Here is a 12,890-nt window from a genome sequence, read left to right on the forward strand (position 1 = left end):
TCCCTTTTATTCATTTGTCACTTTACTCCTGGAAGCAAGGAGTATGAAGTAACATAACAACCCAAATAAGCAGGAGATGATCAAAGCATGAAGCAATGCAATTCCTAGGTTCAACCTTGTGAAGACAACCAAAGCTCCTGATATAACCTGTAAGGATACAAGGGTGAACGCTATGATCCATCCCCAATAAATGACTTTCTGATGCTTGTGCTCTTTAATCGCGATATATGTGATGTAACCTATCCAGATAAATATCATCCCGGCTGCAAACCGATGTCCCATTTGGATCCATTCATACATATTTGAAGGCAGTCCCGGACTTGAATTCACACAAAGCGGCCAGTCTTTACAGACCAGACTTGAATTTGTATGGCGGACTAGAGCCCCGGTATAAACGACCATGTAACTGTAAATGGTCACACCGATCATATGAAATCTCATACGTTTATCGATAACCAGTGAGCTTGCCTCGAATTTTTGATCAACTTCGAAAATGAGTAAAGTCAGCAGCAATATGGCTGCAAATGAAATGAGTGAAATTCCGAAATGCAGTGCAAGTACGAAGTCTGATTGACCCCAGATAACTGCAGCGGCCCCTATCAATCCTTGCAGCAGGAGGAAAAAGAATGATAGAACGGATAGAAACTTGGTTTCGCGCTTATATCCGATGGCTTTCCAGGACCATACCGAAAGGGCAAGGACCAGCAGACCCACTCCTCCGGAAACCACTCTGTGAGCAAGCTCAATGACAAGTTCCACAGTAATGTCCGTAGGGATCAGCTGGCCGTTGCACAATGGCCAGGACCGGCCGCAGCCCATGCCTGACTCTGTTTTGGTCACCAGGGCACCGCCTAATAGTACAAATAGCATACCGAGTGTCGTGATGACGGCAAGCCACTTTAATCCTTTATGCAATCAATTCACCTTCTTAGTTTAAGTCTTTAGAGTTGTAGAAAATAAAAATATAGTAGAAAAATAGTTTGTCGCCTTTCGATAATAACGAAATGAAAGCTAAAACTCAATGTATAAAATGTTACAGAATATTGAGCATTACTCACCATCAAGTCGGGAAGACTACTTGCAGACAGCCGAAATTCCTGAATTTTACTTTACTGTAATTGTGTAAGCGCTTATCCAGAAAGTATGATATGATAAAGACGATGCCTTATACAATGTCGAAAGCATTGCCGACTGCCTTCTTCACAATTTCTTCACAATATTATTTTTTTCCACCCCAAAAAGGAAAAAATATATGGTTTAATATAATATTGATAGCATGATTACTATTTCTTATCTTTGCTAAAAATTTGAATTTGATATAGAAATGGCAGATCATTTACTTTATAGTAGTAAGAGGTGTCATCTGCCTCTGTTTGGTTTTAACGTGAGGAGGGGTAAAATGTCAAACAGTCGAATAATGACAAATGTTGAAAAAGCTGAGATCTCTACATCCACTGTATGGAAAGATTTCTTGGCACTTATTAAGGTCGGAATTGTTAATTCAAATCTAATCACTACTTTTACCGGGATGTGGTTAGCATTTTATTTTACTAATACACACTTTCTGAATTCTCTGGATATCATGTTCCTAACTCTAGTGGGTTCATCTCTGATCATTGCCGGATCATGTGTGATCAATAATGTCTATGACCGCGACATCGATCATCTGATGGAACGTACAAAGGAACGCCCGACAGTTACCGGGAAGATCAATGGAACGAAAGCTTCATTATTGGGGCTGCTGATGATTGCATTCGGAATCATCATGCTGTTCATGACAACTGTGACTGCAGGTGTAATAGGACTTATAGGTGTATTCAGTTATGTTGTATTATATACAATGTGGTCCAAAAGGAAATATGTAAGCAACACGATTGTTGGAAGCATATCTGGTGCAGTCCCTCCACTGATTGGGTGGGCCGCCGTAGATGCTAACCTTGATATCGTAGCATGGATGCTGTTTTTGATGATGTTCATCTGGCAGCCGCCGCATTTCTATGCGCTTGCGATGAAACGCGTGGAAGAATATCGTGCAGCGGATATCCCTATGCTCCCTGTTGTAAAAGGCTTTGCCGTGACTAAGCATCATATCGTTGCCTGGGTCGCTGCCTTACTGCCGATTCCTTTCTTCTTAATGGATCTTGGATTGTTTTTCTTCATTCTTGCCACAGCCTTCAATATCGGCTGGTTAGCACTTGGCCTTGCAGGCTATAAAATGAAGGATGATATTAAGTGGTCTAAATTGATGTTTGTATATTCACTTAATTATTTGACTATCTTGTTTGTAGCAATGGTTATTGTTACCGTTATATAAGATTAGTGGGAATTCTTTCTGATAAGAAATCCAAATAGATATTTTTTGAGTCCTTGTTTTATTTCAGGAAGTACATTACACGAAAGAGGGGTTTGATTAAGCTATGAAAGCAAGGCTAACTAAGTGGCGCTTATTCTCCATTGTAGCCATGATGGCACTTATTCTTTCCGGTTGCGGTGAGCCGTTTCTATCTACACTGCAGCCGGCAGGGGAAGTAGCACAGACACAATATGATCTAATGATTCTTGCTACATCAATAATGGTATTGGTTATTATTGTAGTAGTAATCATCTATGCAGTGGCGATCATCCGTTTCCGCAGAAAAAAAGGAGACACTGCGATCCCAAAACAAGTTGAAGGAAGCCATACGTTGGAAATCCTATGGACAGTCATTCCAATCATCCTTCTGCTTATCCTTGCAGTTCCTACAGTCACTGCAACATTCCAGCTTGCTGATACAAAAGCAATGGACAAAAAAGACGCTGACGGTAATCGTGAAGCGCTGGTTGTAAATGTTCGTGCCAACCTTTATTGGTGGGAATTCGAATATCCAGACCAAAAAATCATCACTTCTCAAGATTTGGTTGTTCCAACCGATCAGAAGGTCTACTTCAATGTAACAGCTTCTGATGTAAAACATTCATTCTGGATTCCAGCAGCAGGAGGAAAGATTGATACTAACGTTGATGGTGTGAACACATTCTTCCTTGAGTTTGATGGTAAAAAGGCTGAAGAAGCCGGCGGGGTATTCTATGGTAAATGTGCCGAACTTTGCGGTCCTTCCCACGCATTAATGGACTTCAAAGTTAAAGCGTTACCAAAAGATGAATTCACTGCATGGGTGGACGATATGCAAAACGCAGGAGATCCAAAACCTGCTTCTGACTTAGCGCAACAAGGACAAGATATCTTCAATCAAAAATGCTTGAGCTGTCATGCGGTTTCCCCGGAAGATGGCCGTCCCGAATCTGCACGCCTTGCTCCGAACTTAGCAACTTTCGGCGAGCGTAACCGTATTGCTGGGATTCTCGAACATAATGAAGAAGAACTCAAAAACTGGTTGACAGATCCGGAACAGTATAAGCCAGGAAACAAAATGACAGGTACATATGGAGAGTTAACTGAAGAAGAAAAGGATGCTCTTGCAGAATACCTGATGGGTCTGAAAGTTCAAGATTAATAGGGGATAAGTTAAAAGGGAGGTTAAATCGTGAGTAGCTTAGCACAGAAAAAAGGCTTCGGTGCGACTGTTTGGGATTACTTGACTACAGTAGACCATAAAAAGATCGCCATCCTTTACCTTATGGCAGGAGGATTCTTCTTCCTACTCGGTGGATTAGAAGCTCTTATTATCCGTATACAGCTTGCAGTGCCTAATAGTGATTTCATTAGTGCAGGCTTATACAACGAAGTATTAACGATGCACGGTACAACGATGATATTCTTGGCAGCCATGCCGCTGATATTTGCATTTATGAATGCAGTTGTACCTTTACAGATCGGTGCTCGTGATGTTGCATTTCCATTTGTGAATTCACTAGGATTCTGGTTATTCTTCTTCGGTGGAGTATTCCTGAATCTTTCATGGTTCATGGGTGGAGCACCTGATGCAGGATGGACATCTTATGCATCACTGTCAATGGCCTCTGAAGGTCATGGAATTGATTTTTACGTCTTAGGTTTACAGATTGCCGGTGCAGGTACATTGATTGGCGGTATCAACTTCCTTGTTACCATCATTAATATGCGTGCCCCTGGGATGACATATATGCGTATGCCACTGTTCACCTGGACAGCGTTTGTTACATCAGCACTAATCTTATTTGCATTTCCAGCCCTGACAGTCGGTCTTTTCTTAATGATGTTCGATCGTATGTTCGGCTCTAATTTCTTTGATGTTGCCAATGGCGGTAACACGATTATCTGGGAGCATTTCTTCTGGATCTTCGGACACCCGGAAGTATACATCCTTGTATTACCGGCATTCGGAATTTTCTCAGAGATCATTCCGCACTTCTCAAGAAAACGTTTATTCGGTTACTCATCCATGGTATTTGCGACCGTATTGATCGGTTTCCTTGGATTCATGGTATGGGCTCACCATATGTTCACAGTTGGTCTTGGACCGATTGCAAATGCAATCTTCGCAGTTGCTACCATGGCGATTGCCGTACCGACAGGTATTAAGATCTTTAACTGGCTTCTCACAATGTGGGGAGGAAGCTTGCGATTCACTACACCTATGTTGTATGCGGTTGCTTTCATTCCTTCATTCGTTGCTGGGGGAGTCACAGGTATCATGCTTGCATCAGCAGCAGCTGACTACCAATTCCATGATACGTATTTCGTAGTGGCACACTTCCACTATGTAATCGTTGGTGGTGTTGTATTCGCACTATTGGCTGGAACGCATTATTACTGGCCGAAGATGTTCGGTACGATGTTAAATGATTTCCTTGGGAAAATCTCTTTCTGGTTATTCTTTATTGGATTCCACTTAACGTTCTTTATCCAGCATTTCCTCGGTCTTATGGGGATGCCGCGTCGTATTTGGAAGTTCTTGCCTGGTCAAGGGTTTGAAACAGGAAACCTGGTTAGTTCCATCGGAGCAGGATTTATGGGAGTTGCTGTAATCATCCTGTTATTTAACATCATCATGACGCAAGTTAAAGGTGTTAAAGTCGGTAATGACCCTTGGGGAGATGGACGTACCATCGAATGGTCAATTCCATCACCGCCGCCATTCTATAACTTCAAGCAGACACCTCTTATCCGTGGATTGGATGCTTTCTGGCTTGAGAAAATGGAAGGCAAGAAAGAGCTTACACCAGCAGAACCGATCGGTGATATCCATATGCCGAATAATTCAATTCTTCCGGTATTCATCTCATTCGGTTTGTTTGTGGCAGCATTCGGTGCCATGTACCGTCCGGATGGAGAAGCATGGGCACTGCCTGTTTTGATTATCGGTATGCTGATCACATTAAGTTCAATGTTCCTGAGATCTGTAATCGACGATCATGGTTATCATGTTCACAAAGAAGATTTAATGGATGATGATAAAGGGGGTAAGGCATAATGCACGCTGAAGAAAAATTCACGCCGAAGACCTGGCCGGCCTCCCCTGAAAAGGCAACCCTTGAGGGGAAAAATAAGTTCATGGGATTCTGGTTCTTCCTTGGCGGAGAAACAGTTCTGTTCGGCTCGTTGTTCGCTACTTATCTTGCTCTTAAGAACAAAGTGCCTAGTGAAAGCCATGCATTGACGACTGATTTATTTGATCTGCCTCTTTCATTCGTGGCTACTATGCTTCTTTTAACAAGCTCGTTAACAAGTGTTTATGCAATGTACCATATGAAAAATTACAATTTCCAGAGAATGCAGGCCTGGTTACTGATCACTGTATTATTGGGTGCAGGGTTCCTAGGGTTGGAAATTTATGAGTTCAATCATTATGTTCATGAATACGGGCATACTTTTACTAGCAGCGCGTTTGGCTCGGCATTTTATGCGCTTGTTGGCTTCCACGGAGGGCACGTAGCATTCGGGCTCCTTTGGATCATTAGTCTGATGCTTCGTAATGCGAAACGCGGACTTAACCTTTACAACGCTCCGAAGTTTTATTTAGCTTCACTATACTGGCACTTCATCGACGTTGTATGGGTATTTATCTTTACAGTAGTATACTTAATGGGAATGGTGGGATAAACTGATGGCGAATCAACAATCAAATTCAGGTAACCCAAGTGTAGATTACGAATATAAACGTAAGAAAAACGCGGAAGACATGAGGATGCAGGTAACTTCATTCATGTTTATGATTTTCTTAACACTTGTTGCTTTCATCGCTGTTGCAGGTGATTTTGATAAGTACTTCGTAGTACCATTCATCCTGCTGCTTGCAGTAGTACAATTGATTTTCCAATTATACTATTTCATGCACATGAGTCACAAAGGACATGAAGCTCCTTCATTGTTCTTGTATTCCGGGGCACTTGTAGCGTTTATCACAGTGTTAACATTCTTGACGATCGTATGGATCTAATTAAGAAAAGCCAGCCAATTTAATTGGCTGGCTTTTTTATTGTTCTGCTTCAGCTGCCGGAGGCTCATGTCATACATGGTTTATTTAAGGATGTATACTTAGTTTTAGGCTTTTTTGACGCTGTTTTCTATATGGCTGCCCCCGTCCTAATAGGGGAAATCAGCGTTTTGGCTCTATAAGCGCTTAATTGTAGCCTGCGGAACGGGTGGAATCGGGGTAATCTTTTAATTTTGGTCGGTAATCTTTCGAAAACTGGACTTTTTCTTTCAATTCCTGGCCATAATCTTCGAATTCTGGGAGATAATCTTTTAATTTTAGGATTTATTCCACCACTTACCAAAAACATCCAAACTGTCCACTGCATGATATAAGAAGGCAAAGAACAACTTTCCTGCAAGTCCCATTCATATTGGCTGGGCGAGCCGCCTCCGCTTTTCTATTGTCCAGCTCCGGCGGCTAGAGGCTCGAGGTCATAAGCTAAATGGTCCAAGAAGGCAAAGAACGCCTTCCCGGCCCATTCATCTTATGCTTGTCGCCTCTGAGCGAGCCGCCTCCGCTTTTCTATTGTCCAGCTGCAGGGCTTAGAGGCACATATCATAAGCCAACCCGGCCAAGAAGGCAAAGAGCGCCTTCAAGTCCGGCCCGTCTTATGCCACCCGCCTCTGAGCAAAGCCCTTCCGCATTTCTATTGTCCAGCTCCGGCGGCTAGAGGCTCGAGGTCATAAGCTAAATGGACCAAGAAGGCAAAGAACGCCTTCCCGGCCCATTCATCTTATGCTTGTCGCCTCTGAGCGAGCCGCCTCCGCTTTTCTTAATTGTTCATGAACTTGTCATTAGCTTGGATTGAAGTGGGGGGGAGTTGACAGTATAATGGGGGTAGCGGTTATTAGTGAAATGAGGTGAGGATATGCCGTTGGGTATATTTGGTTTTATGGCTTTATGGAGCCCATTTTTTATTTTGGCATTGGTGTTTATCACAGTTGTTTATTTTTTGGTCACCGTGAAGTGGAGAACAAGCTTTAGGGAAAGTACTCCGCTGACTGGAAAGGAAGCAGCTTATTTTATAGTGGCGATCCTCCTTTTATATGCCATCAAAGGTTCGCCTGTTGAAGTAATGAGCACGATATTATTTTCTGCTCACATGACTCAGATGGCCCTTCTGTACTTAGTAGTAACACCTCTGATTATCATGGGAATTCCTAATTGGGTCTGGAAGGAAATAATAAACCTCCCAGTTGTCAAACCAATATTTAAGTTCATGACAAAGCCTTTGATTGCTCTGCTTTCATTTAATGTTGTGTTTTCGGTTTATCATATTCCGCTGGTATTTGATCATGTCAGAACAGATGTTACAGCGCACGGATTGGCTACAGTCATCTTGTTCTTATTATCCATTGTAATGTGGTGGCCGCTCTTGAACCCTGCGGATGAGGATATCGACTTAGAAGGTTTAAAGAGAATTGGATATATATTGGGAAGTGCGGTTTTATTGACACCGGCTTGCGGATTGATTATCTTCGCAGAGAATCCCTTGTATGCACCTTATTATGATCCTGAAGCGTTTATGCAATCTTTGGCCCTCTGTGTGCCGGTTGACACGTTACAGGGCATGACGCTGACCGGTCCCGAGTTATTCACCTCTATGTCGACCTTGAATGACCAGCAGTTGGGTGGAGTCATTATGAAAATCATTCAGGAGATTGTTTTCGGAGTAATGCTTTTTAATCTTTTCTTTCAATGGTATCGAAAAGATATGGAAAAACAGGAAAGACTTTCGTATGATCCGGTTGTAGACCAAACAAGGACTGAATAATGATCATACTTGCAGGGATAGCTTGCCGCCATTCCTGCCGTACATAGAATAAATACAGAAAAGTGAGGACTTGTAAAAATGGGTGTACCAATTTTACCTACAATCAGCACCAGTTTCATCGTTCTAAGTGCTATCACTGTAGCCATTGGCTGGTGGCAAATCAAACAAAGGAAAATCGAGAAGCATCAAGGGACGATGACCCTTGCAGGGATTTTTGCACTGATTTTCTTTATTATTTACGCAAGCAGAACCATCTTCATCGGGAATACTTCATTTGGGGGACCGGATAATATCAAGATTTATTATACAATCTTCTTGATTTTCCATATCACCCTCGCGACTGTAGGGGCTGTGTTCGGTTTAATGAGTTTATGGACAGGATATAAAGAAAAATTGGCAAGACATAGAAAGCTGGGACCTGTCACCAGCATCATTTGGTTCTTCACCGCGATCACCGGGGTTGCTGTATACATGCTGCTCTATGTCTTTTATGAAGGCGGGGAGACGACATCTGTCATAAAGGCAATAATAGGGAGCTGAGTTCCCGGTCCGTATAAGAACGTTCTTATACGGGCTTTTTTATTGCAGAAAAGGATAAGCGGTTCTTCTGTCGAATTAAACAAGTGAGAAAGGGGGTAATCATACTATGACACACAGTATAAAAAAACTTGAACAAAAACTTTATGAAGAATCTTTACAGTTATCCGAATATGCATTTCAATACAAAGTACCTTCTGAGAAGAGAGATAAAAGACTTCAAAAGTTAAAGGTGCAGGATGTCTATGGTATCTTTTCTGAGGGTTCCCTGGCGGCCAAGCTTCATTTGCTTTCCCTGGAAGTATGGATTGGAAATGAGAAGTATTCGATGGGGGGAATAGCAGGTGTTGCAACTTACCCGGAGTACAGGCGAAAAGGATTAGTAAGGAGTTTACTGTCTCATGCGCTAGAGGAAATGAATAATAAGGGGCAGACGATCTCGATGCTGCACCCATTTGATATCGATTTCTACAGGAAATTCGGGTGGGAGGTTTTCGCTTATTTTAACAAGTTATATTTAACAAAAAAAGATTTAATCCCAATAAAAAAAACAAATGGTAGCATCAAAAGATTTACAAAGGAAACTTACCCTGTAGAACTTCATCAATTGTATGACCGTTATGCCTCTAATCATAGTGGAATGCTTGAACGCACAAAGGAATGGTGGAAGGAAAGAAGTATCGGGGATTTATGGATTGCGATATACTATGATGAAAATCATGTGCCGCAAGGCTATCTTAGTTATGAAGTCAAGAATGAAAAAATGAAGGTAGAGGAATTCGTTCCATTGAACGCTGAGGCGAGACACGGATTATGGAACTTTATCTGTCAGCATGATTCGATGATCAACGATTCAGAACTGGTGCTGAATCCAAATGAGCCATTGTCATTTCTGCTCAGGAATCCCCGCGTGAAAATGGAGCGTTTTCCTTATTTTATGAATAGAATTGTGAATGTGGAAAGCTTCTTGAATGCCTATTTGAAGCATATTGAGTTTGATGACCACTTAACGCTAACAATTAAAGATGATCAAGCTGAATGGAATAATGGTACCTTTACAGTGTCGGCACACGGTGTGAAGAAAAGTGAACCGGCAGACAATACTGTAGTCATGGATATCAACACTCTAACAGCTGTCATTTTTGGAGTTTATTCACCAAAAGCACTGATGGATATGGGACAGATCGAAGGAGACTTGCCGGAAGTTGCTAAATTGGAAAAATTGACGAAGGATGTAAGTCCGTTTTTCTATGATTTCTTTTAAATATTAAAGGCTGTTTTCTAAAAGATTGTTGCTTTCCGTAAATTGGCTAGTAGCCTGAATGTTGCTTGTGGACGTGCTCTTTTCGAATTCAAGTTTAAACCACAGGTGGACGGACATCTGTAAACACCCAAGTTCCGGTATTTTCTTGTGTATAAAGCAACAAAGGATGAGAAAAGAGCTATATTAAAAAAAGGACCGGCCGGGATGGCAGGTCCTTTTTGCTCAAACTTTGAAATTGGTCTTGATTATGCCGGCTTCTTTTGCTGAATTGAATACAATCAATATCATCGGGCCGATGATGAAACCGAGTACTCCGAATAGCTTCAAGCCAAGGTACATGGCAATCAACGTAGCTAAAGGTGACAATCCAATATGAGTCCCCATGACTTTAGGTTCCACGGTTCTCCTGATGATTAATAATATGGCGGCCAGTACGGCAAGCTGAGTCCCAAGCGCAATGTTACCTGTAATCAAATGGAACATTGCCCATGGTCCCAGAATGACAATTGAACCTATCAGAGGGATGAAATCAATGATCCAAATGACAAGAGACATCACAATCGCCACTTCAGGGGAGATGAAAAGCAGCCCAATGAGTGAGACGAGAAAAATGATGATACTAACCAGAAACTGTGCTTTGAAAAAGCCGAAAATCACGTAAGACAGCCGGGACGTCATGAAATTCACTTTTTCGGCCGTCCGTTCAGTCAAGTGTCTGAAAATACTCAATTTTATTCCTGGCAGATCCAGCATAAATAGAAACAGTGCGATTAAATATACTAGAAAACTAACCAGGTAGCTTGGGATATAGGATAAAAATGCGCTGATTTTTTCTATATTTAACGAGTTAAGTATTTTTGTCTTAACCGAGGTCAGGAAGTTCTGCACTTCTTCACTAAAGCCCGTTACCACCTCATCGGGGAAGTCTTCTGCAGCATCCAGGAGCTTTTCCTCGTAATCCAGCCATATTTCACTTAATTGATTAATGTATTTAGGTGTATCTTCTATCAGCTGAATTCCTTCACCGACAACTTTTGTTGTGACGAACACAGCTGATAAACCTATTAACAACAAGAAAAGGATAAACACGGATAAAACCGCTATTTTTCTGTTGGTGGAAAAACGTTTTTGAGTGAATTTAACTGCTGGCTCAAGGAATAAGGCAGTGATAAGAGCAGTAATCAAGGGGACGGATATAGGCAATATAAAAAACGAAAGGATTGCCAGGATGATGATGCTTATTAGGATGATAAAAACTTTTCTGGTGAAAAACTTTGACAATTGAGAACCCCTTTCTAACGTTTCCTCTTACTATTTATTATATTAGAGTAAAGAAAGAATGAACAGTAGGGAAGGAATTTAATTTTGATATTTTTGAGGCAGATAGACTGCATTTTCCGGGTAGTAAGCCGTCTCCACTTTTGGTTCATCCAGCTCCGGCGACTAGCCCCTCGAGGTCATAACTGAAAAATCCCTAAAGGCAAAGAGCGCCTTCAGGGATTTCCCAGTTATGCTTGTCGGGGCTGAACAAGCCGCCTCCGCTTTTGGTATTGTCCAGCTGCAGGGCTTAGAGGCACATGTCATAAGCCAAACCGCACAAGAAGGCAAAGAGCGCCTTCCAGTCCGGTTCGTCTTATGCCACCCGCCTCTGACCAAAGCCCTTCCGCTTTTCTATCATCCAGCTCCGGCGGCTAGAGGCTCGAGACATAAGTTAAGCCGGCCAATAAGGCAAAAAACGCCTTTTTGGCCGGCTCATCTTATGCTTGTCGCCTCTGGGCGAGCCGCCTTCGCTTTAGGTATTACCAAGCGAATTCTGTTACTTCTTTTTTTACGTCTGCGATTAGTTTTTCACAAGAGGTCAGCAGGTGTTTAGGGAAATCTTCGCCTTCACCGTACTCTACGCCGTGTGGGTAGTAGTGTTTGCCCAATAGTGGTGTCATCAGTTGGATGACGGCGTCGTGCTTGCCGATATCGCCTTCCACTGCCAGTCCCTGAATACGAAGATAGAAAATGCCTTCTCTGATTTCAAACTTACGGTCGTATGTTACCCTTTCGTAATCCCACTGACCTGCACGGACAAGGCCGTGTGACTCCATGATGTCGTCAAGACGGTTCAAATCTACTTTAACACTCTCAATTCCTGTTTCTTCAAAACGCATAATATTTCCCTCCTATAATGTCTGGCGAAAGGATCAGGGTATAAAGTCATGTTCCCATTGCCTTTTTGATGTTCTTGTTAACAGCATTTATATCGGCAGTATGTAAAATGATACTAAATGCGGTATTTCTCATTCTTTATAATAGTGTAAAATTCTTTTTCTTGCAATGTTTGGATGAAAGCGATTTATGATTCTTTAAGGTGCATAAGTTATGGATGTAAGAGAAGAATAAGGAGAATCTCTAGATTGGAGGAGGGCTAGGATGCCGACGTTGAAAGAAATCATGACAAAAGATGTTGAAACATGCACGCTTCTCGATAATGTGTATGAAGTGGCAGTGAAAATGAAGGAATATAATGTGGGCTCGATCCCAATCGTAGACGGCGAAAAAATTGTTGGGGTCATAACAGACAGGGATATTGTCACTAGATGTATAGCAGAAAAACACCCTGCTTCATCAAAAGTCGAGGATATCATGAGTAAGGAGCTTATCACGATCGCGCCGGACTCCGATGCTGCCCAGGCAGCACAGTTGATGGCAGATAAACAGATCAGAAGGCTTCCGGTAGTAGAAGGCGGCCGGCTCGTCGGCGTCGTTTCCCTTGGGGATTTCGCCATAAGGGAATCTTTGGAGGCACAAGCGTCTATAGCGCTCGAAGAGATTTCAGAATCCCACTTCAGTAACAAGCCATGTTAACCAAAAAAGGCGATCCCCCCATCGCCTTTTTTAGTTGGAACTAAATTTATAAGATCTTTAC

Annotated in this window: 12 protein-coding genes; 9 read left to right on the forward strand and 3 right to left on the reverse strand. The window is 42.2% G+C overall.

The window, feature by feature from the left end; translation table 11 throughout:
* Positions 1–6: 6 nt before the first annotated feature.
* Entirely contained in the window at positions 7–915 is a 909-nt protein-coding gene (locus ACKA06_RS02755; protein ID WP_032088975.1) for a COX15/CtaA family protein, read from the reverse strand.
* A gap of 484 nt (positions 916–1,399) precedes the next feature.
* Between ACKA06_RS02755 and cyoE the strand changes: the two genes are divergently transcribed.
* The 8 genes from cyoE to ACKA06_RS02795 all read left to right on the forward strand — a co-directional run bounded on the left by cyoE (position 1,400) and on the right by ACKA06_RS02795 (position 9,973).
* Complete coding sequence (gene cyoE / locus ACKA06_RS02760; RefSeq protein ID WP_032088974.1) at positions 1,400–2,314, forward strand: heme o synthase; 915 nt, start codon at positions 1,400–1,402, stop codon at positions 2,312–2,314.
* A 103-nt stretch (positions 2,315–2,417) separates the two neighbouring features.
* Positions 2,418–3,494 (forward strand): cytochrome c oxidase subunit II, encoded by a 1,077-nt coding sequence (gene coxB / locus ACKA06_RS02765; RefSeq protein ID WP_032088973.1) that lies wholly within the window; start codon positions 2,418–2,420, stop codon positions 3,492–3,494.
* 30 nt (positions 3,495–3,524) lie between these two features.
* Positions 3,525–5,393: a cytochrome c oxidase subunit I gene (gene ctaD, locus ACKA06_RS02770; protein ID WP_032088972.1), complete on the forward strand. Its 1,869-nt coding sequence runs from the start codon at positions 3,525–3,527 to the stop codon at positions 5,391–5,393.
* Positions 5,393–6,022, forward strand: a complete 630-nt coding sequence (locus ACKA06_RS02775) for a cytochrome (ubi)quinol oxidase subunit III (protein ID WP_032088971.1) — start codon at positions 5,393–5,395, stop codon at positions 6,020–6,022. The genes ctaD and ACKA06_RS02775 overlap by 1 nt, the downstream gene beginning before the upstream one ends.
* A gap of 4 nt (positions 6,023–6,026) precedes the next feature.
* Positions 6,027–6,359: a cytochrome c oxidase subunit IVB gene (gene ctaF / locus ACKA06_RS02780; protein WP_032088970.1), complete on the forward strand. Its 333-nt coding sequence runs from the start codon at positions 6,027–6,029 to the stop codon at positions 6,357–6,359.
* Between the two features lie 907 nt (positions 6,360–7,266).
* Positions 7,267–8,172, forward strand: coding sequence for a cytochrome c oxidase assembly factor CtaG (gene ctaG, locus ACKA06_RS02785; RefSeq protein ID WP_032088969.1), 906 nt, complete (start codon positions 7,267–7,269; stop codon positions 8,170–8,172).
* Positions 8,173–8,250: 78 nt separating this feature from the next.
* A complete protein-coding gene (locus ACKA06_RS02790) occupies positions 8,251–8,712 on the forward strand; it encodes a DUF420 domain-containing protein (protein ID WP_032088968.1) in 462 nt (153 codons plus the stop codon).
* 106 nt (positions 8,713–8,818) lie between these two features.
* Entirely contained in the window at positions 8,819–9,973 is a 1,155-nt protein-coding gene (locus ACKA06_RS02795; protein ID WP_411158987.1) for a GNAT family N-acetyltransferase, read from the forward strand.
* Positions 9,974–10,195: 222 nt separating this feature from the next.
* Here ACKA06_RS02795 and ytvI read toward each other — a convergent pair whose 3' ends face one another.
* Positions 10,196–11,254 (reverse strand): sporulation integral membrane protein YtvI, encoded by a 1,059-nt coding sequence (gene ytvI, locus ACKA06_RS02800; RefSeq protein ID WP_032088966.1) that lies wholly within the window; start codon positions 11,252–11,254, stop codon positions 10,196–10,198.
* A gap of 518 nt (positions 11,255–11,772) precedes the next feature.
* Entirely contained in the window at positions 11,773–12,132 is a 360-nt protein-coding gene (locus ACKA06_RS02805; protein ID WP_032088965.1) for a YugN family protein, read from the reverse strand.
* A gap of 262 nt (positions 12,133–12,394) precedes the next feature.
* Here ACKA06_RS02805 and ACKA06_RS02810 point away from each other — a divergent pair, with 262 nt between their 5' ends.
* Positions 12,395–12,829 carry a CBS domain-containing protein gene (locus ACKA06_RS02810; RefSeq protein WP_198259281.1) on the forward strand — a complete coding sequence of 145 codons (435 nt, stop codon included), beginning with the start codon at positions 12,395–12,397 and terminating at the stop codon, positions 12,827–12,829.
* Positions 12,830–12,890: the final 61 nt, after the last annotated feature.

This window comes from Rossellomorea oryzaecorticis, assembly GCF_045897515.1.
In the GTDB taxonomy this organism is placed as follows: domain Bacteria; phylum Bacillota; class Bacilli; order Bacillales; family Bacillaceae_B; genus Rossellomorea; species Rossellomorea enclensis.

What these genes read in the sequence shown, in the direction of transcription:
- cyoE (WP_032088974.1), top strand. Translation starts at nt 1,400, where the DNA reads ATGTCAAACAGTCGAATAATGACAAATGTTGAAAAAGCTGAGATCTCT.
- coxB (WP_032088973.1), top strand. Translation starts at nt 2,418, where the DNA reads ATGAAAGCAAGGCTAACTAAGTGGCGCTTATTCTCCATTGTAGCCATG.
- ACKA06_RS02775 (WP_032088971.1), top strand. Translation starts at nt 5,393, where the DNA reads ATGCACGCTGAAGAAAAATTCACGCCGAAGACCTGGCCGGCCTCCCCT.
- ctaF (WP_032088970.1), top strand. Translation starts at nt 6,027, where the DNA reads ATGGCGAATCAACAATCAAATTCAGGTAACCCAAGTGTAGATTACGAA.
- ctaG (WP_032088969.1), top strand. Translation starts at nt 7,267, where the DNA reads ATGCCGTTGGGTATATTTGGTTTTATGGCTTTATGGAGCCCATTTTTT.
- ACKA06_RS02790 (WP_032088968.1), top strand. Translation starts at nt 8,251, where the DNA reads ATGGGTGTACCAATTTTACCTACAATCAGCACCAGTTTCATCGTTCTA.
- ACKA06_RS02795 (WP_411158987.1), top strand. Translation starts at nt 8,819, where the DNA reads ATGACACACAGTATAAAAAAACTTGAACAAAAACTTTATGAAGAATCT.
- ACKA06_RS02805 (WP_032088965.1), bottom strand. Translation starts at nt 12,132, where the DNA reads ATGCGTTTTGAAGAAACAGGAATTGAGAGTGTTAAAGTAGATTTGAAC.
- ACKA06_RS02810 (WP_198259281.1), top strand. Translation starts at nt 12,395, where the DNA reads ATGCCGACGTTGAAAGAAATCATGACAAAAGATGTTGAAACATGCACG.